We start from the raw sequence: 25878 nt of genomic DNA on the forward strand, positions 1-25878 counted from the left end.
TTGCAGACGGCTATTTACCGTGACAATTTTTGTATTTCAATCCTGAACCACAAGGACATTCGTCGTTTCTGCCGACAGTTTGTTCCTTGCGAATAGGTTGTGTAACAGCTATATCTTCTTCGGAGACGCCTGTAGGTGAATCCAAATCTTCTTTAGTAGCTTTCACATTAGCGGGTTGAGCAGGAATAGGTTTTGCCTCTTCAATATTTTGAGGTTGTTGTTGTCCTGGAATTTCCCCTTTGAACAAGAAGCTTACGATATCTTTATTCATAGAAGCTAACATTGACTTGAACAAGTTGAAAGCTTCCATTTTGTAAATAATGATTGGGTCTTTTTGTTCGTAAACTGCGTTTTGAACAGATTGTTTCAAATCGTCCATCTCACGCAAGTGCTCTTTCCACGCTTCATCAATTAAAGCAAGAACTATGCCTTTTTCAAAGGATCTGAATACATCCTCTCCTTCAGAATCTACTGCTTTTTTCAAGTTTGTAGAAACTTGAATTCCACGAATTCCATCCGTAAAAGGAACTACAATATTCTCGACCATGTCCCCGCGCTCTGCCAATACATTTTTCAATACTGGTAAAGTCTGCGAAGCAACAGTTTTAGCTTTATTTTGATAATGAGTAATTACTTGAGTGAATAATTTATCTGTCAAGTTATCTACACTAGTGGATGAAAACTCTTCAGCTGAAATAGCAGGATCAATTGAGAATAAACGAATTACTTCGATTTGGAACTCATCGTATGAACCATCTTCTTTAGCACTTATTACAACATCTTCTACTACATCGTAAATCGTATTGTTCAAATCTACATCCAAACGTTCTCCGAATAATGCATTTTTACGTTTTGTATAGATTACATTACGTTGTGAGTTCATTACGTCATCATATTCCAATAGACGTTTACGAATACCGAAGTTGTTTTCCTCTACTTTTCGTTGTGCACGCTCGATTGATTTAGTTAACATGCTGTGTTGCATTACTTCGCCTTCCTCAACACCCATTTTCACCATGATATTAGATATACGCTCTGAAGCGAATAAACGCATCAATGGATCTTCTAAAGACACGAAGAATTGGGACGAGCCTGGGTCACCTTGACGACCAGCACGACCACGTAACTGACGGTCAACACGACGAGATTCATGACGCTCCGTACCGATGATGGCTAAACCACCAGCCTTAATTACCTCTTCTGTCAATTTGATATCCGTACCACGACCCGCCATGTTCGTCGCAATAGTTACCTGTCCTGGACGACCAGCTTCAGCAACAATCTCCGCTTCACGTTGGTGCAATTTCGCGTTTAACACATTGTGTTTGATACCACGTAATTTCAACATACGGCTCAATAATTCAGAAATCTCAACCGAAGTTGTACCTACTAATACAGGACGACCTGCTTCTGTCAATGTTTGAATTTCTTGTGCTACCGCATTGTATTTCTCACGAGCTGTACGGTAAATGAAGTCTTGTTTATCTTCACGTTGAATTCCTCTGTTGGTAGGAATTTCAACAACGTCTAATTTATAGATTTCCCAAAGCTCACCTGCTTCCGTAGAGGCTGTACCCGTCATACCTGCTAATTTGTGGTACATACGGAAGTAGTTTTGTAGGGTAATCGTAGCGTACGTTTGTGTCGCGTCTTCTACTTTTACATTCTCTTTCGCTTCGATAGCTTGGTGAAGACCATCTGAATAACGACGACCGTCCATAATACGACCTGTCTGCTCATCTACGATCTTTACCTTACCTTCGTCAACGATATATTGATCATCAATTTCGAAAAGCGTATAAGCTTTCAATAATTGATTAATCGAGTGAATACGTTCAGCTTTTACAGAGTAATCACGCAATAATTCATCTTTGCGCGCAGCTTTCTCTTCTAAAGAAATTTCAGATTTTTCGATCTCTGCTATTTCAGTACCGACATCTGGTAAAATGAAGAAACTTGGATCTTCTCCCTGAGCTGTAATCAACTCAATACCTTTTTCTGTAAGCTCTACTTGATTATTTTTCTCGTCAATCACAAAGAAAAGCTCTTTGTCTGCTTTTGGCATATGACGATTTTGCTCGGACATGTAGAAGTTTTCTACCTTTTGTAAAATTTGACGGTGATTATTTTCACTTAAGAATTTAATCAACGCTTTATTTTTAGGTAAACCTCTGTAAGCACGGAATAAAGCTAAACCACCTTTTTCAGGATCAGTATCGCCCGCAGCGATAGCTTTTTTAGCTTCATTAAATACCGTATTGATATATGCTTTTTGTGCATTTACCAAACGCTCGATACGTGGTTTCAATTGATAAAATTCGTGTTGGTCACCCATTGGGATAGGACCAGAGATAATCAATGGTGTACGTGCATCATCAATTAAAACCGAATCCACCTCATCGATCATCGCAAAGTGTAATTTGCGTTGAACCATGGCGTCTGGTGTTTGCGTCATGTTGTCACGCAGGTAGTCGAAACCAAACTCGTTGTTTGTACCGTATACAATATCCGATTGGTAAGCTTTACGACGCTGTGGTGAGTTTGGTTGGTGTTTATCGATACAGTCTACTGACAATCCGTGGAACTCAAATAATGGAGCATTCCATTCCGAGTCACGTTTTGCTAAGTAATCATTCACTGTTACGATGTGTACACCTTGACCTGAAAGCGCATTTAAGTAAGTAGGCAATGTTCCTACCAACGTTTTACCCTCACCCGTCATCATCTCTGCGATTTTACCTTGGTGTAACACTATACCGCCGATTAACTGCACATCGTAATGAATCATATTCCATGTTACTTCATTACCTGCTGCTAACCATTTGTTAGCCCATTGCGCTTTGTCACCTACGATAGTCACGTTAGGTTTACGAGCCGCAATTTCTCTATCAAAATCGGTAGCTGTAACTTCCAAAAATGGATTTTCAGTAAGACGACGAGCGGTCTCTTTTACAACAGCAAAAGCTTCAGGTAAGATATCTGCTAATACCTCCTCAAGCTTTTTATCACGCTCTTTATTTAATTTATCTATTTTCTCGTAAACCTCTGTTTTTTCAGAAATATCTACGGAATGATCATCCGCTTTAGTTTTCTGTTCAGCGATTTCGACGTCGATTTCTTTTAAATATTCCTGGATACGTTTTTTGAATTCAATTGTTTTAGCACGAAGCTCGTCATGTGACAAATTGGTTAGCTTACTATATTCCCCTTTAATCTTCTCAACTATAGGTTGTATAGATTTGATATCACGTTCTGACTTGCTACCAAATAATTTACTTAAGAATTTTAACATAATTTTATTTTATCTCTATGCACATGCTCAAAATTGAATCCAAACTCTTATTCAGGACATTTTGGCACTAATCGGGCAAATTTAATTATTCGAAATGATAACTTTCAATCTTATAATAGATTTTTAATCATTTCCTATCAAAAAAATATTTTTTTCGGTTTTAGGTACAATATTTAATTCATATGCTCTATCAAACATAGAAGTAATTGCCTTTTTACCTAACTGGCCTAAGTCTATGGAATATTGATTTACATAGAGTTCAATGTGTTTGTACATAACCGATTCTTCCATTTCTTGCGCGTGAGAGCGAATATATTCTAATCCTGATTTTGGATTCGCAAAAGCATATTCTACACTTTTTCGAATTAAACGATTTACTTTATCCTTAGTTTCATTCGGCAAATCTCTACTTATGACAATACCGCCCAACGGAATCGGACTTTCTGTCGTCTTTTCCCAAAAATCTCCCAGGTCTACTACCTTAAATAATCCCTTATCATGATAAGTAAAGCGATTTTCATGAATTATTAACCCTAAATCAATATGACCCTTCAATAAAGCCGATTCAATATCCGAAAAAACTAAGATTTCTTTGTTTTGTAATTGAGGATAAGCTAATCCTAACAGAAAATTAGCTGTAGTATATTTACCTGGAATACCAATTTTAAGATTTTGAAACTCTTCTGGAAGCACTTCTCCTGCATAGGCTGAAAGTTGTTGCGCCAAATCTCGATTTTTGGCAATCAACAATGGCCCAACACTAAAACCTAACGCTGAACCCGCTCCTAAAAGTTCATAATGCTCTACCGCATATGCAAAAGCATGATAGCTTAGCTTAGTAATAGCCAATTCCTTTTTGAAAGCTTTTTGATTTAGCGTCTCCACATCATGATACTCCACCTCAAAGTCCAATCCTTCCGTATCTATTTTGTGATGTATCAATGCATCAAAAATAAATGTATCGTTTGGACAAGGCGAAAAGCCTAAACTTAATTTCATAATATAATATTGTATATTTTGTCAATCGTGTAATAGAAGTCATATTTCTTAACGGCTTTCTTCGCCACACTCAGAATGACTAAAAACTTAAACCTTCAACTTTGTTGTAAAAATCAAAATTAGCATTGCCAAAAAGGTAATTAAAACAATCCCCTTAGCTAACTTGTCCTGACCGGCACGAAATGAAAATCGAACTATTATCAAATTGATTACCGCAGCAATCACATAAAAAGCAATTGGCTTATTCGAAAAAAACGATTGCTGTACGGTGGTGTAGGTAGATATTATATATGCTATTACAGGTGCAATTACACCAACTAACACACCTGCTAATAAAGAATTCTTTTGCATCTATTTCACATCAAAAGACCACGAATTCAATTCTGGTATGGCATGATGCGCCGTCATGTCGAATTGTGTAGGCACAATAGATGCATAGCCATTATTAATAGCAAACACATCCGTATCCTCTCCTCGGTCTACCCAATCGTATCGGCCAGTCATCCAGAAATAATCTCTGTTGTGCGGATCCACACGATATTCAAATTCTTCTACCCAATTTCCGTTGGCTTGACGACAAATTTTTATGCCTTTAATTCCTTTTTCAATATGAGGGAAATTTACATTTAATAATGTTCCTTTTGGAAGACCATTATTTAAAACTTGCTCTGCAATGCTCAACACATATGGACGAGTATGTGAAAAATCAGCTCCATGCGAAAAGTCATCCAGCGAGAATCCAATCGAAGGAATTCCTTCAATAGCTCCTTCTACTGCAGCAGACATCGTACCTGAATACAATACATTGATAGAATAATTCAATCCATGATTAATACCAGAAACACATAAATCCGGCTTCTTATCCTTAAAAATACGGTCAACAGCTAACTTAACGCAGTCTACTGGGGTACCAGAACATTTGTACATTTCTACACCTTCATACAATTGTATTTTATCCATTCGAAGAGGCTTTCCAATTGTAATAGCGTGCCCCATACCCGATTGAGGTGCGTCTGGAGCTACAACCACTACATTCCCTAATTTTTGCATTTCTTCTAACAACACCTTAATACCTGGCGCTGTAATCCCATCATCATTGACAACTAATATTGTCGGTTTCGAATTTGCCATAACGCTAAGTTATGGAAATAATACAAATTGTTATTTCTACAAGCACATCTTTTCCTTATACATTTAATAATTTCACCCCAGAGGTCGCAGTAATATAGAGAATATTATTACCAATTTGATGGATTGAAGCATTTCTCCTTTGTATTAATGAGGTGAATAATTGGGGTGACCCTTCATTTGTTTTTAAACTATCCTTCGTAAGGGACTATTATTATCGCACGATAAATTTTTTACCTCGTACTTGTCAATTAATTTTTAAACAAATACTGAAAATAAAAAACTAATAACCAGACAATTAACTGTTTTGTTTATTTATATAAAACAAAATAGTTAAAAATTCGTTAAATAATTTGAATTGTAGCAGGATTAAGATATCCATGCTTGAAAATTCTAAACCTAATATTTAATCAACTATTATAAACAGATGAAAATAAAAACAATTTCATAATTCCCATTATAGTAATATATGGAGCTTTAAATACACACAGATAATCAATTTAATTAAATTCTAACACTTATTATGATCTCGAATTTTTATCCAAATGAAGGATTTAGAAGATTCGTATGGGTTTCAAGCGCTGTAGCGTGTTGCTTATGCATCACAGTACAAAGTGGCTATGCAAACACTTTTGAATCGCTAAAAATCACTTCGCCACAACAAAACATTACTGTGAAAGGTACTGTCCGCGATCCACAAACTAACCAACCAATCGCAGGAGTCACAGTATCTGTAGTGGGCACTACCATTGCAACAACTACGAATGCTAATGGTCAGTACGAGCTAAAAAACGTCCCTACTAACTCTCAGCTAAGTTTTTCTATGATCGGTATGCAAGCCATTACTGAAAATGTAAATAATCGTGCTACTATCGATGTGATGTTAAGTTCAGATAATGAAATCATTGATGAAGTGGTGGTTGTAGGTTATGGTACACAGAAAAGATCAGTTGTATCTGGCGCGGTAACCGCAGTAAAAGGCGACGAATTGGCTAAATCTTCTTCTGTCAATCTTTCTAATGGTCTAGCAGGCCGATTACCAGGAGTGACTGCTATTCAAAGCAGCGGAGAACCAGGATATGATGGTTCAAATATTCGCATCCGCGGTATAAACTCACTTGCAGGAGGTAACTCTAGCCCCCTGATTGTAATTGACGGTGTACCAAGCCGAGCAGGAGGTATAGACCGTCTAAATCCAAACGACATTGAGAGTGTGTCTGTTTTGAAAGATGCATCGGCAGCTATTTATGGATCCAGAGCAGGTAATGGTGTAATCTTAATTACTACAAAACAAGGTAAATCCGGAAAACCTCAATTATCTTATGACGGATTTTATGGTATTCAAAGACCAACAAGAACGCCAAAAATGGCAAGTTCACCGGAATATGCTGAGATCTTAAACGAACTTAGAATTTTTGGGAGTGACCTTGATCCTCAATTTTGGGGTGAGGCATGGAATGCATTCAAAACTACAGGTTCGTATGCAAGACCAGATAAATCGGAAACTATGAATGCTGCATTCAATCCAGAAGAAATGCAAAAATTCAAAGATGGCTCCGATCCCTATCGTTATCCAAACACAGATTGGTTTGATGAAGTATTTAAAAATTGGTCACCTCAACAAAGGCATAATATTCAAATTAACGGAGGAGGAGATAATACCACCTATTTAGCTTCATTAGGATATACTAACCAAGATGCTTACTATAAAAAATCAGCTGCTTTTTACAATCAATACGATTTACGTTTAAATATTGAGAGTAAAATCAATGACTATCTAACGACTACCATAAGTGTAGTCGGTCGTGAGGAGGAACGTAATTTTCCTACTGTGGGCGCTGGTGATATCTTTAGATTTATTATGCGCGGACGACCTAATGAGCCTGCTTTTTGGCCTCATGGAGAACCTGGTCCTGCAATTGAGTATGGTTATAACCCTGTAGTATCGACAACAGACCTGACTGGTTTTAACAAAACCGTTGATGATTATTTACAAACAACGGGAAAATTAGATTTTAAAATTCCTGGTGTAGAAGGTTTGAAATTAACAGGTACTGCAGCTTTGGATAAGCAATGGAAAAGAGGTAAAAACTGGCAAACACCATGGACGTTATATACTTGGGACAAAACTTCCTTCTTAGATGACGGCACCCCCAAACTAACTGGTTCTGTAAGTTCCCCCTTCACAGATGCACGTCTCTCGGAGAACACAGCGAGTCGCTTAGGTGTCAACCTAACAGGAATGATTTCATATGATAAAGTTATCAATGATCATTCTATCTCTTTATTAGCTGCACTGACACGTGAAACAGATAAAAGTAATGGATTTAATGCTTATAGACGCTATTTCTTATCAACACTGATTCCTGAGTTATCATTTGGTGAATCACGAGAGCAAAACATCGGTGTTAACGACTTATTTACAAGAGCACGATTGAGTTATTTTGGTCGTGTAAACTATAACTATCAAGAGAAATACTTAGCAGAATTCTTATGGCGTGTAGATGGCTCTTATATCTTCCCAGAAAATAAACGCTTTGGTTTCTTCCCTGGGGTTTCTGTGGGCTGGGTGTTGTCAAAAGAAGATTTCTTTAAAGAGAATGTTCAATTCGTAAATAACTTAAAACTAAGAGCTTCTTGGGGACAAATGGGAGCCGAAGCTTATTATAATGATGCACTACAAGAGTTCAAATTCCTTACTTTAATGAATACGGGTTCGGGTGTCTTTAATGACCAACTTGTAAAAACGCTTTGGGAAGCGAATGTACCAAATGAGAATTTTACTTGGGAAGTTGCAAATAATAGTAACTTAGGTCTTGATGCCACATTTATGGACAACAAGTTTGCCTTCACTTTTGATTATTTCTTTAATGAAAGATCAAACATATTAACCCAAAAAATTGCATCCGTACCCGAGAGTACTGGTATTCCATCAGCGAATCTTCCTCCAGAAAACATTGGTAAAGTTAGAAACTCCGGTTATGAGTTTAGCTTAAATTATCAAACAAATATTAATGACTTTACTTTTGGTGTTGGCGTTAATGGTGGGTATGCTAAAAACAAAATCATTTTCTTTGATGAAATTCCAGGAGCTCCTGAGTGGCAAAGAGCAACAGGAAGAGTAACGGGCGCTTGGCTTTTATACCAATATGATGGGGTATTCAAGGACATTGCTGATGTTAATGCAAACACCCTTGACTATAGTGCTGTAACAGGTGGCGCTAGCTTGAGACCAGGAGATATGAAGTTTGTTGATTATAATAACGATGGTAAAATTAACGGTGATGACTTAGTCCGAATGAATAAAAATAGCACACCAACATTTACTGGAGGTTTTAATCTTAATGCTGCATATAAAGGTTTTGATTTAACAGCTTTAATTCAAGGTGCTACAGGAGGGCTTCAGATGATTGGAATTACAGAGTCTGGTGATATTGGTAACTACTTAAACTGGTCATATGAAAACCGCTGGAGTATTGATAACCCAAGTAGCGAACATCCTCGTCTAAGTAATAGAAACACAGCTTACTATCAAGATGGAAGTAAAGCCGTAAACAATAGCTATTGGGTGAGAAATAATAACTACATCCGATTAAAAAATATTGAGCTTGGATATACGCTTAATCCTGAGATTACCAACAAAATAGGTGTTAAAGGCTTGAGATTATATGTAAACGGCCTTAATCTTATAACTATTGATAAAATCAAAGTTTGGGATCCAGAGTCTACAAACTCAAGCGGTCAATATTACCCTCAAGCTAAGGTGATAAATTTTGGATTAAAAGCCTCTCTCTAACATTTTAACAGCAAACTTACTAAAATGAGAAAAAGAATTTTGAGCGATATATTTAGAAGCACTAATTTTTTGAAAAAGCAGTCATCATTTGCTTCTAAATCAACTCTATATACTAAAAAACTGCTTATCGTATCGATGACTACATTTTTATTTCAGTCATGTGATACAGATTTCATGAATGTTAATCCTCCTAATCAGCTATCAGCGGATATAGTTTGGAATGATGCTGGTACAGCCCAGGCATACATTAATGATATATACAATGGATTTGAACAAGGCGGATTCAGCGAACAAATGCTTGCTTCGGTATCTGATGAGGCGATGTTTACGCACCCTGGTCGTGGCATTGACATTGTAAATAGCGGATCTTCAAATCCCACATCTCTAGGTTGGGTCCATGGAACTTGGGCTTGGGGAAGGATGTACATATACATTCGGTTTTGTAATGTAGCTATACAGCAATTAAATAGTGAGAATAATAAAATTACAGATCCTGACCTGAAAGATAAAATGCTAGGCCAAGTTCATTTTTTAAGAGCTTATTATTATCAGCAACTTCTTCGTTATTATGGTGGTGTACCTTTAATTGATAAAGTATATACAATCACGGACGATATGAATATTGCTAGAAATACATACGAAGAATGTGTGAACTTTATCGTTAAAGATTGTGATGAAGCCTACCGCTTACTAAATGGAAAAAGCATGGACAAAGGACGTGCAACCGCTAATGCAGCATTAGCGGTTAAATCACGAGTCTTACTGTATGCAGCCAGTGATCAACATGAGGGTGCAAAATTAAAAGCGAAGGTGAGTACAATCTCTGATGATATACTTCCTATTCTTGCATATACATCCGGAAGCCAACAGGAACGTTATAAAGCAGCACAAGCGGCAGCAAAGGCTGTAATGGACGAGGGTCAAGGTTATAAACTTAACCTAACAGCGCCTGTAAGTGCTACAGAAGGTCAAAACAACTATAAAAGTATAGCAATGGGCGGAGGAAGTAAAGCGCCTGGTATAGATGCAGCTGCTGCCTCAGAATTAATATACGCAAAATACTTCATTGCTGATGCTAATTATACGCATGGTCTTCATAATGGACCAAATGGTTATAAAAATTGGGCAGGTAACACGCCTATTGGATTATTGGTGGATGACTATGAAATGATAGACGGAACACCGTTTAGCTGGGATAATGCTACTCATAAGGCTGACCCATACAAAAATAGAGATCCTCGTTTTTATGCAACCATCTTATATGATGGGGCTGGTTGGAAGCCTCGAGAAAAAATTTCTGGTAATATTGACCCTGCTAATCAGATTCAAACAGGTACATATGATATTTTGGAAGGAGGTACAGTGAAAACAATTCCTGGTATTGATACAAGAGGAGGTAGTATTGAAAGTTGGAATGGTAGCTGGACTGGATATTATTATCATAAATTTATCGATCCAGATCCAAATATTGTTGACGCAAATAACTTCCAACTAGTTCCTTGGCCTTTCTTTAGATATACAGAAGCTGTATTAAATTACGTAGAGGCCAGCATTGAATTAGGAGAAACAACTGTAGCGAGAGATTGGTTAAATAAAATTAGATTCAGAGCGGGGATGCCTGCCGTAACAACTACAGATCAAAATCAATTAAGACAAATCTATAGACACGAACGTCGCATAGAAATGGCTTATGAGGAGCAACGTTATCATGATGTTCGTAGATGGTTAATAGCGCCTGAGACTGTAGGTCGTAAAGTAACTTATATCAAGGTCACAGGTAAATTCAAACCAGGTAAAACCATGACTGCACCTTATCGTCATGATCCTACAGTATATGATTACACATATACACCTGTAGTGGACAATTCACAGGAAAACAGATCTTGGAATAATAATCTTTATTTCAGACCAATACACCGAGACGAGTTAAATAAAAACAATTTATTAAAGCAAAATCCTGGTTATCAAAACTAAAAACAATAAAACCCTCCATTTTGGAGGGTTTTATTGTTTTTATAAAAAGCTTTAAAATTAACCTAGACCTTTTAACCAGTCTACGACTTCTTCTCTAGCTTTTCCTAATTTTTGCTGAAGGCGTCCCAATAATTCATCATCTTTACCTTCTTCATATTTTAAATCATCATCTGTAAGTTCAGCGTATTCTTGCTTCACTTTACCTTTCATTTCGTTCCATTTTCCTTTTAAATCTAGCTTATCCATAGTTGTGTGTTTTATTTGATTATACTCTTATACAACAACTCAAAGCACCGCTTGTTTGTCATATAGTTGTTACGAAATCGTTACAAATAGAGCTTTTCATATTGTAGTTCGCTTTCTTCAAAAGAAAGGTCTATTTTTAAATAATAACCAGGATAAATCAGTTTTTTATACTATGACTTACGAATCTAGATACGCAATCGGCCCTAATGAGTACAAATCATTAGATACAAAAGGACTTCGCGAAAACTTCCTTATTGAGAAGCTATTTGTAGAAGATGATATTCATTTTGTGTACACACATTACGACAGATATATGGCCGGAGGAGCCTTTCCTGTAAATAACAAAATCAAATTAGAAACTATTGAACCTCTATTGAAAGAACCGTATTTCTTGTCTAGAAGAGAATTAGGCATTATCAATGTAGGAGGATCTGGACAAGTCGAAGTTGATGGAGAAGTTTTTGAATTAAAAAACAAAGAAGCATTGTACATTGGGAAAGGAGCAAAAGAAGTTTATTTTAGCAGTGAAAGCTCAGATTCTCCTGCAAAATTCTATTTAAATTCTACACCTGCCCACCATAGTTATCCCACAAAAAAAGTAACTAAAGCGGAAGCGAACAAACTAGAATTAGGAACTCTAGAAACGGCAAATCACCGCACGATAAATCAGATGTTGCTGCATACGGTCATTCAGACATGCCAATTGCAGATGGGAATGACAGAACTAAAAACAGGTTCTGTTTGGAACACGATGCCCTCCCACACGCATGACCGTCGCATGGAAGTATATTTCTATTTTGAAGTTCCTGAAGGACAGGCTGTATCGCACTTTATGGGTCCAGTAGAAGAAACCCGTCATATTTGGATGCACAATGAGCAAGCTGTTATATCTCCACCATGGTCTATTCACTCAGGAGCAGGTACGAGTAATTATACTTTCATCTGGGGTATGGCTGGTGAAAATATGGACTATGACGATATGGACAAATCTGCTATCACTGATTTAAAATAACATGAAAAAATTTATAAGTTATATGGTTATTTCTAGTGCCTTTGTAGGTTTCGCATGGGCACAGAAATCTATTTCCATTACCAATCCTACCGATAATAGTCGCTTAGAACTAGTAAGTATTCCATTTTTGAAATTCACGAAGCATTTTGGAGTAGACACTATTTTTACCATAAAAGATCAGGCTTCAGGGAAAGTTTACTTACACCAATTGGAGAATTTAGGACAAAGCCAACCCCAAAATGTATTGGTACAAGTTCCGATTTCTTCGAAAGGAAAATTAAACCTCGTTGTATCCAAAGATAAAGCTCCATCTTTCCCATCAAAAACTTATGCACGATATGTTCCCGAAAGATTTGATGACTTCGCTTGGGAAAATGACGTTGTAGCTTTTCGTATGTATGGTAAGGCTTTAGAAGGTAGAGCGGATGATGCACAAGGAATGGATTATTGGGCAAAGCGTACCGAAAATTTAGTTGTCAATAAATGGTACAAAGGTGATGATTATCACAAAGACCATGGTGAAGGATTAGATTATTATTCTGTAGGACAAACGTTAGGTGCGGGTGACATTGCTTTATACCATAACAATACTATTCATTTTACGAAGCATTATAGAACGTATCAAATACTGGATAATGGTCCATTACGCACCACCTTTAAACTAACATTTGAGCCACAGACCATCGAGAATCAAGAGATTGCTTTGACCAAAACAATCTCTATTGACGCTGGTCAGAATTTTAACAAAATAGTTGTTGACCTTTCTAATAAGCAAGCCAACAAAACACCTGTTGTCGTAGGATTAGCCAAAAGAAACGAAAGCAAGCCGGAGGTAGAATTTGATAAACAAGATAAAACCTTAGTGTACTGGGAGCCTAACATTAATGATGCTGGACATACTGGTACTGCTTTAGTGTTAACCAATCAAAAAGTTCAATATATTGATTCAAATGAGAAGCAATTCTTATTGAAAACAGAAATCAGCAACAACAAACCATTTGTCTACTACAATGGTGCTGCTTGGAATAAAGCAGGCAAAATCACTTCATTTGGTCAATGGGAAGATGCAGTAGAGGATTATGCTGAGTACATTCGTAAACCTTTAAAAGTAAAATTGAAATAATCATGTGTATTATAAATGCTTTCGACTTAAATGGTAAAGTAGCCATCGTAACGGGATGTAAAAGAGGAATTGGTAAAGCTTTAGCTGAGGCGTTGGCCGAAGCAGGAGCAGATATTATTGGCGTTTCTGCAACGTTAGAATTAGAGGGCTCTGCCGTACAGAAATCCATTGAATCTATAGGGCGTAAGTTCTATGCTTATCAGTGTGATTTTTCCAATAGAGACTCATTATATGCTTTTATAACACAAGTAAAAAAAGATCATCCAGTAATAGATATTCTTTTCAATAATGCCGGAAATATATTGCGTAAGCCCGCTGCTGAGCATCCGGATGAATATTGGGATGAAATCATTGAAATCAACCAAAACGCACAATTCATACTGACGCGTGAAATCGGAAAAGACATGATTTCACGTGGAAGCGGAAAAATTGTTTTTACAGCTTCATTGTTGACTTTCCAAGGCGGAATTACTGTTCCGGGATATGCTGCTTCAAAAGGCGCTATTGGTTCATTAACCAAAGCTTTTGCCAATGAATGGGCGTCTAAAGGGGTTAATGTGAATGCTATTGCACCGGGTTATATTGCTACGGACAATACTGAAGCTTTACGTGACGATCCTGAACGTTCGGCTTCCATATTAGGTCGTATTCCGGCGGGTCGATGGGGCGAACCGGAAGATTTCAAAGGTCCTGCAGTATTCTTAGCTTCCAAAGCTTCAGACTACGTACATGGTACCATTCTAACCGTAGACGGTGGTTGGATGGGCAGATAATATAAAAGACTTAGCCAAAAGCTAAGTCTTTTATATTTCTAGAGATATAATCCCTTTTTATCTATAAACTCGAGAACTTTATCTGGAATAAAGAACTTAATATTTTTCCCTTCTTTAATCGCTTTGCGAACAAATGTAGAGGACAATTCCATTACGGGAGTATCTGTCATAGTTACAGAAGAGTGATCTTTTAAATCTCCTCCATCATATCCCGGACGTGGATAGACAATGATGCGGTAATCACGAAGAATAATATCGGCATTTTTCCATTTTGCAAATCCGGCAAGATTATCTTCTCCCATGATAAGCACAAAATCTCTATTCGGATATTTTTCTTCTAAATGAACAAGCGTATCTATAGTATACGAAGGCTGCGGTAGCTTGAATTCAATATCAGAAGCCCGAAGCTTTTCTGCCCCCTCTATAGCAAGATTGACCATTTCTAGTCTATCGTACATATTTCCCAAAGATTTCTTTTCTTTGAAAGGATTTTGAGGCGATACCACAAACCAAACTTCGTCCAGTTCAGTAAAATTAGCCATGTAATTGGCAATGATTAAGTGCCCTACGTGAATAGGATTAAACGAGCCAAAAAATAAACCAATTTTCTTATTTGCCATTATTTAGAAAGGAAATTCAAGACTAATTCTTCTGCTTCTGCTTTTGCAGTTTCTAATTCAAAGTTATTTAAGATAACATCAAATTTATCCGCGAAACTCAATTCGTGTTCTGCTTTCGCATAACGCTCTTGCAGTTTTTCTTCTGAATCAGTTCCTCTGCCTGCTAGACGCTCTTTCAATACTTCTAAAGAAGGTGGATTTACAAAAATTGCTAACGCTTGATCTGGAAATTTGGAACGTAAACGCAATCCGCCAACTACATCAATATCAAAAATAACATGTTTGCCCAAAGCCCAAATACGTTCTACTTCTGAACGCAACGTACCATAGTAAGTGCCCGAGTATACTTCTTCAAACTCGATAAATTCCTGCTTTGCAACACGGTGTAAAAACTCCTCTTTAGAAATAAAATAGTAGTCCTTTCCATTTACTTCTTCACCTCGTGGCTCGCGTGTGCTTGCAGATATCGAAAACTCGAAATTATCTGGGTACTTGCTTAGCAAATGTTTTACAATAGTTGTTTTACCAGCCCCAGAAGGCGCCGAAAAGATGATTAGCTTTCCGCTCATGTTTTTTATAATACGTTTAGTAGTTGTTCTTTGATTTTTTCTAATTCTTCTTTCATACGAACTACGATTTGTTGTATGTCCGCATTATTTGCTTTTGAACCCAAAGTATTGATCTCACGGCCCATTTCTTGAGAGATAAAACCTAATTTCTTACCATTAGAATCGTCTGAATTCAACGCTTTGATAAAGTAATTACAGTGGCTTTTCAGACGTACTTTTTCTTCGGTGATATCTAATTTATCTATGTAGAAAACAATCTCTTGCTCAAATCGATTTTTATCAATATTCTCTTTGCCTACAGCGTCTGCCATATACTGACTCACACGCTCACGAATCAATGGAATGCGATCTCCTTCGACAGCTTCTACTTCTGTTAAGTACGAAAGAATAAGATGTACTCGTTTTTCTAAGTCTACTTTTAAAATATTACCTTCATCTGCACGAAATGTATTGAACTTCTCTACAGCAGCATAAAAAGCATCCATCAAGACTTTACCTTCTTCTTCATCTACTTCATCATCATTCGTAGAAATTACCTCCGGCATATTAAGCGCCAAGCTAAATAGGGAAGAAGTTTCTTCTCCTACTTCCGTAGCAATATCTTTTAATTGATTGTAGTATTTTTTTAGCAACTCCGCATTGATAGAAGAAGCTTTGGCAGTTTGATCTGTGTATTCTGAAGAAATCAAAACATTGACCTTTCCGCGTTCTATAAGCTTGCTGCATTCGCCGCGAAGTGTCAATTCTTTGTCCGATACAACTTTGGGAAGTCGTATATTCAATTCCAAAAACTTAGAATTAAGGGATTTTATTTCGACAGTGTATTTGACTTTCGCATTCTCATGCGTGCCAACACCGTAGCCAGTCATTGATTTTATCATATGCAAAGGTAGGAATTATCAGACTAAAAGGAAATTATTATTCGGAGGATCTATTTGCGACCTTTTATTAGCTCAATAATAGGAGGCAATAAAGAAAATCCTATGATAGCCAATACAACTAAAGAAAAATTCTTTTGAATAAATTCAATCTGTCCAAAGAAATAACCGGCAAATAAGAAAAGCGATACCCACAGAATACCTCCTATAATATTGTATTTTCCAAAATGGCTATAGTTCATCTTGCTAATGCCCGCTACAAAAGGAGCGAAGGTGCGTACTATGGGAACAAATCGAGCATAAATAATTGTTTTACTTCCGTGTTTCGCGTAGAAATTTTGGGTTTTTTCTAAATATGAGGGTTTGAAAATCTTAGAATCCGCTTTAAAAACACGAAAGCCAAAATATTTTCCTATCTCGTAATTGACAAAATCACCTAATACGGCTGCAACAATCAGTAGAATAAGCATTACTATGATACTTAAATCGGTCTCAGGCTTGGCTATCAAAGCACCCATTGCAAACAACACAGAATCACCCGGAAGAAATGGAGTAACAACTAATCCTGTCTCCGCAAAGATGATTAAAAATAAAATCAAATACGTCCAATATTGATAGTCGTTGACAATACCGACCAAATGCTGGTCAATATGCAATATAAAATCGATTAAAGTACTTATGACCTCCATAGTGCTAAAACAAAAAAGGAAGCTTTTAGGCTTCCTTTTTCTTGAAAAATTTTTCTCTTATGACTTCGAATATAATCGGTAGTACTGATAAAAATATAATAATCAGTACCACTTTCGAAAAGTTGTCTCTTATAAAAGGAATATTACCTAAGAAATATCCTGCTAAGGTAATTCCACCTACCCATAATATTGCGCCAACCACATTGTAAGTTAAGAATGTACCGTAGTTCATTCTGCCTATACCACCCACAAAAGGAGCTAACGTACGTACAATAGGGACAAAACGAGCAATTACGATGGTTTTACTGCCATATTTTTCATAGAACGAATGCGTCTTTTCTATCTGATCATCCGTAACCATTTGTTTACCGAACAGCTTAAATTTCGTAATCTGCATTCCAAAATTCTTACCGATAGAATAATTCAACGAATCACCTGTAATTGCGGCTACCAATAAGATGAGTATTAACAACCAAACATTCAATTCATTCGGCTGTGCCGCCAACATACCTGCAGCGAAAAGCAATGAATCGCCAGGCAAGAATGGCATAACTACAACTCCAGTTTCCACAAAGATGATTAAGAACAAAATTAAGTATGTCCAAGTTTGGTAATTGTTTACAATCTCTACCAAATGGTCATCTATATGCAGAATGAAGTCTATTAAAGAATAGATAATGTCCAAAATAGCTAATATTAATTGTAGTTATTCAACATTACCGGCATCACCAACATCAAAATATCTTCATTGTCTGCTTTCACGGCAGGAACCAAAAGACCAGCACGATTAGGGCTACTCATTTCCAATACCACTTCCTCGCAGTTCAAGTTATTCAACATCTCTACCAAGAATTTAGCATTGAAGCCGATTTCCATATCGTCACCTTCGAATTGACAGCTCAATCTTTCGTGTGCCTCATTAGAGAAATCTAAATCTTCAGCAGAAATATGTAATTCTGAACCGTTGATTTTTAAACGTACTTGATGCGTAGTTTTGTTTGCAAAGATCACTACACGACGCAAGATATTTAAGAATAAAGAACGGTCCACCGTTAATTTATTAGGATTTACTTGAGGAATTACCGCTTCGTAATCTGGATAACGTTCATCTACCAAACGACAGATTAAATTGATGCTTCCAAATTGGAAGAAAGCATTCGTGTTATTGTATTCAATAGAAACGGTAGTTTCATCCGATGGCAATGAAGATTTCAATAATGTCAATGCTTTTTTCGGAAGGATAATAGATGTAGATTTTTCTGCACCTACATCTGTACGACGGTATCTAACCAAACGGTGTGCATCAGTTGAAACGAAAGTAATGTTTTGCTCATTCAATTGAACCAAAACACCTGACATTGCTGGACGCAACTCATCGTTACTTACCGCGAAAATAGTTTTGTTAATAGCTTCTGATAAAATAGAAGCTGCCAAGTTCACCGTAGACACATTGTCTACCACTGGGATTTTAGGAAAATCATCGGCATTTTCACCACTTAATTTATACTTACCATCACCCGCACTAATTTCAATAGCCAATGTTTTAGTATCTACTGAAAATGCTACTGGTTGATCTGGTAGAGTTTTTAATGTATCAATCAAAATCTTCGAAGGCATTGCTACGCGACCTTCTTCTTTTGCTTCTATAGGTAAAGAGGTAACCATACTTGTTTGCAAGTCTGTAGCTGAAATAGTCAGCATATTGTCCTTTATTTCAAACAAGAAGTTCTCCAAAATTGGAAGAACTGTACTACTACTTGACGCGCCACTGATGACTTGAAGTTGTTTTAATAAGACTGAAGTGGATACAATGAATCTCATGCTTTTTGCGATAATTTACTTATATGCAATATTACGGATTTTAAATCTAAAATTCGAATCTCCCGCCACTCGAAAGCCTTTATTTATACAATTTTAATTTTAGTACATTTGTGATGAAATATTTATGCAATTCAAAGAGATAATAGGACATCAAGAGGTCAAGAATCATCTGCTCAATTCGGTTAAAAATAACCGAGTGAGCCATGCCCAACTATTTTTGGGACCCGAAGGATCTGGTTCTCTTGCTATTGCTGTAGCGTACGCACAATATATCAATTGTGAAAACAAACAGGAACACGACAGCTGTGGTGAATGTGGATCCTGCCATAAATATCAGCGTCTTATTCATCCTGACTTGCATTTCTCTTATCCTTTTTATCCATCCAAAGACACGGTTGTCGCTGTTGACGTATTAAACGAATGGAGAACAGCATTTAACAAAAATCCTTATTTGGGATTGAATTACTGGCGGGATCAGTTGGATGCCGGCAATAAGCAAGCAAATATTCCGATTAAGGAAGTACACGATATTATCAAGAAATTGAGTTTAAAAGCTTTTGAAGCGGAATATAAAGTTTTGATAATGTGGCTTCCAGAATATTTGGACAAAGAAGGAAATGCGTTGCTAAAGCTTATTGAAGAACCTCCTGCTAAGACATTATTTCTTTTAGTGGCCGAAAATCAAGAACGCATATTAAATACCATCATCTCACGTACACAATTGGTCAAAATCAATAAAATTGACCACGAAGAGATGAAAAACTACCTTGTAGAAAAACATGAAATTGAAAATACGGTAGCTAATGAAATTGCTTTCATCGCAGATGGCAATGTTCAAGAAGCGCTGAATCTTTTATCTTATCAAGAACATAATAGTAATTTTACCACTTTTGTGGAGTGGATGCGCTATATCGTCACCGACAGAGGTGCTGATATTTTGAAACTTAGCGATGATAATCTTGCAAAACTAGGACGCGAAAATCAAAAAAGTTTCTTACTTTATGCCATTAATATGATTCGACAAATCATTTTGGTTCAGCAAGGTTTGAGAGGTTTAGTATTTTTGAAAGAAGAAGAACTAAAATTTGTCGAAAAATTTAGTGAATTATACCTATTTGAACAATTGACGGAAGCTATTAATCTGTTGGAGAAAACACATTATGGCATCGAAAGGAACGGTAATCCTAAAATATTATTTTTAGATTTATCTTTGCAATTAGTTTTATTGTTCAAATATCAAACGTTCCCTCAAGGGACTCAATATATATAGAAAGAAAAATATGGGATGTGGCAGTTGCTCATCCGGTGGTGGGTGTGGTACTAGCACCAAATTAGGTACGGTACCTGCAGGTTGTAACAACAACGGCACCTGTATGACCAGCGGATGTAATAAATTAGATGTATATGACTGGCTTTCCGATATGGATTTGCCATCAAATTATAAACCTTTCAATATAGTAGAAGTCCGTTTCAAAGGATCTCGCAAGGATTTCTTTGTCAATACGGATAATATTTATCTTGAAATGGGTGAAATGGTCGCTGTAGAACCATCTACGGGCGGATATGATATTGGACACGTATCATTGACAGGAGAACTGGTGCGTCTTCAATTGAAGAAAAATAATGTCAATCCTGAAACGGTAGCAAAAAAGATCTATCGCAAAGCAAACGAAGCGGATGTAGCAAAATACAACGCAGCGAAAGAATTGGAATGGGAGACTATGCACCGTGCCCGCAAATTGGCATTGGACTTAGGCCTTTCGATGAAAATTTCAGACGTTGATTACCAAGGCGATAAGACAAAGGCAACCTTCTACTATACAGCAGAAGGTCGGGTCGATTTCCGTGAGTTAATCAAGAAAATGGCTGAAGCATTTCGTATTCGTATCGAAATGCGTCAGATTGGTATGCGTCAGGAAGCCAGCCGCTTGGGTGGTATTGGTTCTTGTGGTCGTGAATTATGTTGTTCGACTTGGTTGACAGATTTCAAAACCGTTTCGACTTCTGCAGCACGTTATCAAAACCTTTCGTTGAATACATTAAAACTTGCTGGACAATGTGGCAAGTTGAAATGTTGTTTGAACTACGAATTGGATAGCTATATGGACGCATTAAAGGATATTCCGAATGATGTGGACCGTATAGAAACAAAAAATGGTGTTGCTTACCTTCAAAAAACAGACATCTTCAAGAAAACCATGTGGTTCTCTTATCCAGGTGCTGAAAGTTGGATACCGCTTCCAATCAGTAAAGTGAAAGAGCTTTCTGAGTTGAACAAAAACGGTATTAAACCAGAAAGTTTAGATCATGCTCCTGCTCAAAAAGAAGTCGTGAAACCTGTTGTGTTGGATTATGAAAATGTTGTTGGGCAGGATAGCTTGACACGTTTGGACGAAAAAAATAAAAAACGCAAGAAGAAGAAATCTAAGAGCAAACAAGCTAATGGCTCTAAGACTAAAGTAGAAAACGAGAAAGTTACTCCTACAGTAGAAAACAAGCAACAAAATCAGCAAACTCCGCTTAAAGAGCAGAAAAAGGCTGAAGGAGATAACAAACAAACTGCGGAGAATGGTCCAAAGCCTGAGCAAAAGAAAAAACGCAGATTCAACAATAATCGAAATAGAAATAGATCGAACGAAAATAAACAACAAAATGGTGGTGAATAATTTCACCACCTATATTTTTTAGTATGAAAAATCTGTTAGTCCTTTCTGTCTGTTGCTTATTAGGTGTGGCTTGCACCAATAATGCCTATTTTGAAAAGAATAAGGTGATTAGCAACCGTTCTTGGGATTATAATCAGCAACCTTCATTTGAGGTAAAAATAGATGACAAAGTGGCTAAATACGATCTCTTTATTAATTTGAGACATACTAATTTGTACGATTACTCTAACATCTATGTGCTCCTGCACGAAAAAGGAAATGGTCTTACCGATACTGCTTACCGCGAAGAAATCAAATTAGCAGAATTGGACGGAAAATGGATAGGTCAATCATCTGGCTCTCTTTACGAAGTGCAATATTTAGCTAAAAAGAATTTTACTTTTCCAGACACAGGAACTTACACATTTGCTTTGGAGCAAAATATGCGTGTCAATCCATTATTAGAAGTGACTGATGTGGGTATTAAACTCATAAAAAAATGATAACTATTCTTAGATGGATTTTACTACCGTTTAGCCTAATTTATCATGTTATAATATGGGTCAGGAATTTATTATATGATTTCCAAATCTTTAAAAGCAAATCCTTCGACATTCATACCATTGTAATCGGTAATCTTGCTATTGGCGGCACAGGTAAAAGTCCGATGACAGAATACCTTATTCGTTTACTAAAGGATGAATATAAAATAGCTACTTTAAGTCGAGGCTACGGACGCAAAACTAAAGGATTTAGACTCGTGGAACTTTCATCTCAAGCTATTGAAGTGGGAGATGAGCCTTTACAATTCAAAAAGAAATTTCCTGAAATAACCGTTGCTGTTAATGAAGATCGCTGTGCTGGAATAGAAAAATTACAAGAATATCACGATGTAATTATTTTGGATGATGCTTTTCAGCATAGAAAATTAAAACCCGGATATTCCATTCTTTTATTCGATTTTCAATCTCTATACCAACCAATTATTCTTCTTCCGACAGGAAATTTCAGAGATATATTTTCTTCTACAAAAAGAGCTGATCTGATTATTATAACCAAATGTCCTGAAATAATTTCTGAGAATAAGAAAGCCCATATTGAGCACTTAATTCGTAAACACAATACGGCTCCTATTTTTTATACCAGAATAGGATATGATAAGCCGTTAAATATTTTAGGTAAGACATATGCAGAAGAATTAACGGATAAATATATTGTATTATGCTGTGGGATTGCTAATCCAACACCTTTAGTTGATTACTTGGAAACAAAAGGAAATAAGGTGCAATTGGTTCAATTTCCAGATCACCACAATTATACAGCAGATGATTATGAAAAAATTAAAGCCATTTTTAATCAAATAGAATTCCCAAATAAGCTTATTATTACAACGGAAAAAGATCTTCAACGCATAGATAAAGAATCCTTTATCGATTACCCGTTATTATATATACCTATTCATCTTCAAACAGCAGATAAACAACAACTTACTTTTGATCATTTCATAAAAAATTACATTTCTAAAAATTTAAATTAAACTTTCCATAACTTCATAAGTCATAAACCTATTATAAACTTGACATTAAAAATCCAAAACTTATGAAAAATTTAATTACAATTCTAGCATTAGTACTTACTATAGGCTTTGCTAATGCTCAACAAGGCGGTCCACGTCAACAACGCAACCCTGAGGAAATGACTAAAATGCAAATAGAAAGATTAACAAAAGAACTTAATCTTTCACAATCTCAACAAGATTCAATTCACAAACATATTTTAGTTTTCTCAGCGGAACAACAAAAAGTTTTCAGAGAAGCTGGTGACAATCGCGAAGAGGCTATGAAATCTTTTCAAGCTATTCGTGATAAGCAATCAGCAAAGATTAAAACTTTCTTAAACGAAGAACAAATCAAAAAATATGATGAGTTAGCTCAACAAAGAGGCGGATTTGGTGGACAACGAGGTCAACGTCCTAACAACTAGTTTAGTTCAAACTCAAATGAGGAAGGCTTATTTCTGCGGATATAGGCCTTTTTTGTTAAAACATGTTAAATTGTAACAAACTAGATACACTTAACGCAATAAACTTAGGCATTTGACTGTTATAGTACTGAACAAAGTTTAAATAGAGTATATAACATAAAATTTTAAATGCTATGAAAAAATTAATTTTAACAGGTCTAAGCTTTTTATTTGCAATTACATTGACATTTGCACAAGACATTAATCCAGAAACAAAAGCAAAACAGAAAGTCGATGAATTGACTCAGGTTCTGACTTTAAATGAAGATCAACAATCGGCAGTTTTTACTATCATATTAGAAAAAGTAACAGCAACACAAGCTATTAAAGCAGACACTACATTAGCTGCGGACGTAGCACAACAACAACTTGATGCTGCTCAAGCAACTGCACATCAAAAAATTTCTGAACAATTAACAGAAGATCAGAAAGTAGCTTTTGCTAAATACCTAGAAGACAATAAAGGTAAAAAAGAAGATGAGCAAGGTGAACAACAACAAGAGGAAGAAAATAAAGAAGAAGGCAACAACTAAAAATCTCATTCATAATTTATTGCAATTTTAGAAATTAACAATTTCATTAATTACCCTAACAAAAAAGGCGGAAATAATTTCCGCCTTTTGCTTTTACTAAATATTTAGTCTTCGTTAAGAAGTTTTTAGTTTCTTCTGAATGTCTTGGACATAAGTTTTGAACTTTTTATCCGTTTCAATCAAGTCTTCTACTGTCTGGCAAGCATAAATAACTGTAGAGTGGTCACGCCCACCGAAGAAGTTGCCTATAGATTTCAAAGATGATTTAGTGTGATTTTTCGCTAAGTACATAGATATTTGACGAGCTTGTACAATTTCGCGTTTACGTACTTTCGATTTAACCATCTCTACTGGAACTTCAAAATACTCACATACCAATTTCTGGATATATTCCATTGAAATTTCTTTATGGGTATTTTTAACGAAGTTTTTCAGCATAGACTTCGCAAGGTTCAAGTCTATTTCTTTTTTGTTTAAAGTAGATTGTGCTAACAAAGAAACCATAGCGCCTTCCAATTCGCGTACGCTATTGTCAATTTGAGTAGCAACATATTCAACCACTGCTTCAGGTAGCTCAATACCATCTGAATACATTTTTTTCTTCAAGATTGCCATTCTTGTTTCCAAGTCTGGAATTTGAATGTCAGCAGATAATCCCCATTTGAAACGGCTTAAAAGACGTTCCTCAAGACCTGATAAGTCTTTAGGTGCTTTGTCCGAAGTCAAAATGATTTGCTTACCAGACTGATGTAAATGATTGAAAATGTGGAAGAAAATATCTTGTGTCTTTTCTTTACCAGCGAAATTATGTACATCATCCATGATGATAACGTCCATAGCTTGATAAAAATTCACAAAATCATTGATAGTATTGTTTTTCAATGAATCTACGAACTGCTGACAAAATTTTTCACAAGAAACATAGATGACCAATTTGTCCGGTAAATTTTTCTTGATTTCATTACCAATGGCCTGTGCCAAGTGTGTCTTACCTAAACCAACATCACCATATAACATTAAAGGATTAAAAGAAGTTCCTCCAGGCTTGTTTGCAACTGCATATCCTGCTGAGCGAGCTAATCTGTTACATTCACCCTCTACAAAATTCTCAAACGTATAGTTTTGATTCAATTGCGGATCTACTTGCAGTTTCTTAAGTCCTGGAATGACAAAAGGGTTCTTTATATTTTTGTTTAATGCTACAGGGACAGGTATAGATTGCTTTTTACCTTCGGCACCATTACCATTTGACGGAAGATTAGTAGTATAAGGTGTGTTTGCAGAAGATTTCTCCACCACAATATTATACTCTAATCGACCTTGCTCACCTAAGAATTTCTTTACAGTCTTACGTAAGATACCTACGTAGTGCTCTTCCAACCACTCGTAAAAGAATAAACTAGGAACTTGAATAGTTAAAACGTTTTCCTCCAAACGAACCGCTTTCACAGGCTCGAACCATGTCTTATAACTTTGTGCAGGAATGTTGTCTTTAATCACTTGAAGACAATTATTCCAAACACTTGTATACGTTTTTTCCATTCTTAAATTGTTAATAACTTGATAACCAATTATTGATAAAAAAATTGTTTATAACTTTCCCTTTCAACGAAGATGACAAAAATTTCCGACCTAAAAAAGTGAAAGTATAAAAAAAATACACTTCATTAATATTCAACTAGTTACATATTTTTTTAGTGATCATAGGCCTGTGTTTTGATATCAATTCAAACTTTTCCACACAACAAATTTCGAACC

At 36.3% G+C, this 25878-nt stretch carries 23 protein-coding genes; 11 read left to right on the forward strand and 12 right to left on the reverse strand.

The window, feature by feature from the left end; genetic code table 11:
• Positions 1-10 precede the first annotated feature (10 nt).
• The 4 genes from secA to surE all read right to left on the reverse strand — a co-directional run bounded on the left by secA (position 11) and on the right by surE (position 5422).
• Positions 11-3292: a preprotein translocase subunit SecA gene (gene secA / locus H8B04_RS06095; protein ID WP_190301765.1), complete on the reverse strand. Its 3282-nt coding sequence runs from the start codon at positions 3290-3292 to the stop codon at positions 11-13.
• Between the two features lie 123 nt (positions 3293-3415).
• Complete coding sequence (locus tag H8B04_RS06100) at positions 3416-4291, reverse strand: menaquinone biosynthesis family protein (RefSeq protein ID WP_190301766.1); 876 nt, start codon at positions 4289-4291, stop codon at positions 3416-3418.
• A gap of 87 nt (positions 4292-4378) precedes the next feature.
• The gene (locus H8B04_RS06105) at positions 4379-4642 is read right to left on the reverse strand and encodes a hypothetical protein (RefSeq protein ID WP_190301767.1); all 264 of its coding nucleotides are present in this window, start codon (positions 4640-4642) and stop codon (positions 4379-4381) included.
• Positions 4643-5422 (reverse strand): 5'/3'-nucleotidase SurE, encoded by a 780-nt coding sequence (surE, locus tag H8B04_RS06110; protein ID WP_190301768.1) that lies wholly within the window; start codon positions 5420-5422, stop codon positions 4643-4645.
• 520 nt (positions 5423-5942) lie between these two features.
• On the opposite strand from surE, the gene H8B04_RS06115 reads away from it, so the two are divergent.
• The gene (locus H8B04_RS06115) at positions 5943-9215 is read left to right on the forward strand and encodes a SusC/RagA family TonB-linked outer membrane protein (RefSeq protein ID WP_190301769.1); all 3273 of its coding nucleotides are present in this window, start codon (positions 5943-5945) and stop codon (positions 9213-9215) included.
• Between the two features lie 24 nt (positions 9216-9239).
• Positions 9240-11189: a RagB/SusD family nutrient uptake outer membrane protein gene (locus H8B04_RS06120; RefSeq protein ID WP_223815296.1), complete on the forward strand. Its 1950-nt coding sequence runs from the start codon at positions 9240-9242 to the stop codon at positions 11187-11189.
• A 57-nt stretch (positions 11190-11246) separates the two neighbouring features.
• On the opposite strand, the gene H8B04_RS06125 is transcribed toward H8B04_RS06120, so the two are convergent.
• Positions 11247-11435 (reverse strand): CsbD family protein, encoded by a 189-nt coding sequence (locus tag H8B04_RS06125; protein WP_165291066.1) that lies wholly within the window; start codon positions 11433-11435, stop codon positions 11247-11249.
• 172 nt (positions 11436-11607) lie between these two features.
• Here H8B04_RS06125 and kduI point away from each other — a divergent pair, with 172 nt between their 5' ends.
• Genes kduI through H8B04_RS06140 form a run of 3 tightly spaced genes read left to right on the forward strand, consistent with a single transcriptional unit; the run spans position 11608 to position 14343 of the window.
• Positions 11608-12447: a 5-dehydro-4-deoxy-D-glucuronate isomerase gene (gene kduI, locus H8B04_RS06130; RefSeq protein WP_190301770.1), complete on the forward strand. Its 840-nt coding sequence runs from the start codon at positions 11608-11610 to the stop codon at positions 12445-12447.
• A 1-nt stretch (position 12448) separates the two neighbouring features.
• A complete protein-coding gene (locus H8B04_RS06135; protein WP_190301771.1) occupies positions 12449-13570 on the forward strand; it encodes a DUF4861 family protein in 1122 nt (373 codons plus the stop codon).
• Between the two features lie 2 nt (positions 13571-13572).
• Positions 13573-14343: an SDR family oxidoreductase gene (locus H8B04_RS06140; RefSeq protein ID WP_223815297.1), complete on the forward strand. Its 771-nt coding sequence runs from the start codon at positions 13573-13575 to the stop codon at positions 14341-14343.
• 38 nt (positions 14344-14381) lie between these two features.
• On the opposite strand, the gene nadD is transcribed toward H8B04_RS06140, so the two are convergent.
• The 6 genes from nadD to dnaN are packed head-to-tail and all read right to left on the reverse strand — an operon-like array spanning position 14382 to position 18920.
• The gene (nadD, locus tag H8B04_RS06145) at positions 14382-14963 is read right to left on the reverse strand and encodes a nicotinate (nicotinamide) nucleotide adenylyltransferase (RefSeq protein ID WP_165291062.1); all 582 of its coding nucleotides are present in this window, start codon (positions 14961-14963) and stop codon (positions 14382-14384) included.
• The gene (gmk, locus tag H8B04_RS06150; RefSeq protein ID WP_165291061.1) at positions 14963-15532 is read right to left on the reverse strand and encodes a guanylate kinase; all 570 of its coding nucleotides are present in this window, start codon (positions 15530-15532) and stop codon (positions 14963-14965) included. The genes nadD and gmk overlap by 1 nt, the downstream gene beginning before the upstream one ends.
• Positions 15533-15537: 5 nt before the next feature.
• A complete protein-coding gene (locus H8B04_RS06155; protein ID WP_190301772.1) occupies positions 15538-16413 on the reverse strand; it encodes a YicC/YloC family endoribonuclease in 876 nt (291 codons plus the stop codon).
• Between the two features lie 50 nt (positions 16414-16463).
• Positions 16464-17099, reverse strand: coding sequence for a DedA family protein (locus H8B04_RS06160; protein WP_165291059.1), 636 nt, complete (start codon positions 17097-17099; stop codon positions 16464-16466).
• 25 nt (positions 17100-17124) lie between these two features.
• Complete coding sequence (locus H8B04_RS06165) at positions 17125-17784, reverse strand: DedA family protein (protein ID WP_165291058.1); 660 nt, start codon at positions 17782-17784, stop codon at positions 17125-17127.
• 11 nt (positions 17785-17795) lie between these two features.
• The gene (gene dnaN, locus H8B04_RS06170; protein WP_165291057.1) at positions 17796-18920 is read right to left on the reverse strand and encodes a DNA polymerase III subunit beta; all 1125 of its coding nucleotides are present in this window, start codon (positions 18918-18920) and stop codon (positions 17796-17798) included.
• A gap of 124 nt (positions 18921-19044) precedes the next feature.
• Between dnaN and H8B04_RS06175 the strand changes: the two genes are divergently transcribed.
• From H8B04_RS06175 to H8B04_RS06200, 6 genes are all read left to right on the forward strand, one after another.
• Positions 19045-20190 carry a DNA polymerase III subunit gene (locus H8B04_RS06175; RefSeq protein ID WP_165291056.1) on the forward strand — a complete coding sequence of 382 codons (1146 nt, stop codon included), beginning with the start codon at positions 19045-19047 and terminating at the stop codon, positions 20188-20190.
• A gap of 10 nt (positions 20191-20200) precedes the next feature.
• The gene (locus H8B04_RS06180) at positions 20201-21586 is read left to right on the forward strand and encodes a PSP1 domain-containing protein (protein WP_190301773.1); all 1386 of its coding nucleotides are present in this window, start codon (positions 20201-20203) and stop codon (positions 21584-21586) included.
• 23 nt (positions 21587-21609) lie between these two features.
• The gene (locus H8B04_RS06185; RefSeq protein ID WP_165291055.1) at positions 21610-22068 is read left to right on the forward strand and encodes a gliding motility lipoprotein GldH; all 459 of its coding nucleotides are present in this window, start codon (positions 21610-21612) and stop codon (positions 22066-22068) included.
• Positions 22065-23102 carry a tetraacyldisaccharide 4'-kinase gene (lpxK, locus tag H8B04_RS06190; protein ID WP_223815298.1) on the forward strand — a complete coding sequence of 346 codons (1038 nt, stop codon included), beginning with the start codon at positions 22065-22067 and terminating at the stop codon, positions 23100-23102. The genes H8B04_RS06185 and lpxK overlap by 4 nt, the downstream gene beginning before the upstream one ends.
• 62 nt (positions 23103-23164) lie before the next feature.
• Entirely contained in the window at positions 23165-23548 is a 384-nt protein-coding gene (locus H8B04_RS06195) for a hypothetical protein (RefSeq protein WP_190301774.1), read from the forward strand.
• 173 nt (positions 23549-23721) lie between these two features.
• Positions 23722-24120 (forward strand): hypothetical protein, encoded by a 399-nt coding sequence (locus H8B04_RS06200; protein ID WP_165291053.1) that lies wholly within the window; start codon positions 23722-23724, stop codon positions 24118-24120.
• A 114-nt stretch (positions 24121-24234) separates the two neighbouring features.
• Here the strand turns inward: H8B04_RS06200 and dnaA are convergent, their stop codons facing one another.
• The gene (gene dnaA, locus H8B04_RS06205; RefSeq protein ID WP_165291052.1) at positions 24235-25662 is read right to left on the reverse strand and encodes a chromosomal replication initiator protein DnaA; all 1428 of its coding nucleotides are present in this window, start codon (positions 25660-25662) and stop codon (positions 24235-24237) included.
• Between the last annotated feature and the right edge of the window lie 216 nt (positions 25663-25878).

Origin of the sequence: Sphingobacterium litopenaei (assembly GCF_014692495.1) — a bacterium.
In the GTDB taxonomy this organism is placed as follows: Bacteria; Bacteroidota; Bacteroidia; order Sphingobacteriales; family Sphingobacteriaceae; genus Sphingobacterium; species Sphingobacterium litopenaei.

Bases quoted from the DNA above. Each gene is read 5' to 3' on its own strand.
- secA (WP_190301765.1), bottom strand. From the start codon at position 3,292: ATGTTAAAATTCTTAAGTAAATTATTTGGTAGCAAGTCAGAACGTGAT.
- H8B04_RS06100 (WP_190301766.1), bottom strand. From the start codon at position 4,291: ATGAAATTAAGTTTAGGCTTTTCGCCTTGTCCAAACGATACATTTATT.
- H8B04_RS06105 (WP_190301767.1), bottom strand. From the start codon at position 4,642: ATGCAAAAGAATTCTTTATTAGCAGGTGTGTTAGTTGGTGTAATTGCA.
- surE (WP_190301768.1), bottom strand. From the start codon at position 5,422: ATGGCAAATTCGAAACCGACAATATTAGTTGTCAATGATGATGGGATT.
- H8B04_RS06115 (WP_190301769.1), top strand. From the start codon at position 5,943: ATGATCTCGAATTTTTATCCAAATGAAGGATTTAGAAGATTCGTATGG.
- H8B04_RS06120 (WP_223815296.1), top strand. From the start codon at position 9,240: ATGAGAAAAAGAATTTTGAGCGATATATTTAGAAGCACTAATTTTTTG.
- H8B04_RS06125 (WP_165291066.1), bottom strand. From the start codon at position 11,435: ATGGATAAGCTAGATTTAAAAGGAAAATGGAACGAAATGAAAGGTAAA.
- kduI (WP_190301770.1), top strand. From the start codon at position 11,608: ATGACTTACGAATCTAGATACGCAATCGGCCCTAATGAGTACAAATCA.
- H8B04_RS06135 (WP_190301771.1), top strand. From the start codon at position 12,449: ATGAAAAAATTTATAAGTTATATGGTTATTTCTAGTGCCTTTGTAGGT.
- H8B04_RS06140 (WP_223815297.1), top strand. From the start codon at position 13,573: ATGTGTATTATAAATGCTTTCGACTTAAATGGTAAAGTAGCCATCGTA.
- nadD (WP_165291062.1), bottom strand. From the start codon at position 14,963: ATGGCAAATAAGAAAATTGGTTTATTTTTTGGCTCGTTTAATCCTATT.
- gmk (WP_165291061.1), bottom strand. From the start codon at position 15,532: ATGAGCGGAAAGCTAATCATCTTTTCGGCGCCTTCTGGGGCTGGTAAA.
- H8B04_RS06155 (WP_190301772.1), bottom strand. From the start codon at position 16,413: ATGATAAAATCAATGACTGGCTACGGTGTTGGCACGCATGAGAATGCG.
- H8B04_RS06160 (WP_165291059.1), bottom strand. From the start codon at position 17,099: ATGGAGGTCATAAGTACTTTAATCGATTTTATATTGCATATTGACCAG.
- dnaN (WP_165291057.1), bottom strand. From the start codon at position 18,920: ATGAGATTCATTGTATCCACTTCAGTCTTATTAAAACAACTTCAAGTC.
- H8B04_RS06175 (WP_165291056.1), top strand. From the start codon at position 19,045: ATGCAATTCAAAGAGATAATAGGACATCAAGAGGTCAAGAATCATCTG.
- H8B04_RS06180 (WP_190301773.1), top strand. From the start codon at position 20,201: ATGGGATGTGGCAGTTGCTCATCCGGTGGTGGGTGTGGTACTAGCACC.
- H8B04_RS06185 (WP_165291055.1), top strand. From the start codon at position 21,610: ATGAAAAATCTGTTAGTCCTTTCTGTCTGTTGCTTATTAGGTGTGGCT.
- lpxK (WP_223815298.1), top strand. From the start codon at position 22,065: ATGATAACTATTCTTAGATGGATTTTACTACCGTTTAGCCTAATTTAT.
- H8B04_RS06195 (WP_190301774.1), top strand. From the start codon at position 23,165: ATGAAAAATTTAATTACAATTCTAGCATTAGTACTTACTATAGGCTTT.
- H8B04_RS06200 (WP_165291053.1), top strand. From the start codon at position 23,722: ATGAAAAAATTAATTTTAACAGGTCTAAGCTTTTTATTTGCAATTACA.
- dnaA (WP_165291052.1), bottom strand. From the start codon at position 25,662: ATGGAAAAAACGTATACAAGTGTTTGGAATAATTGTCTTCAAGTGATT.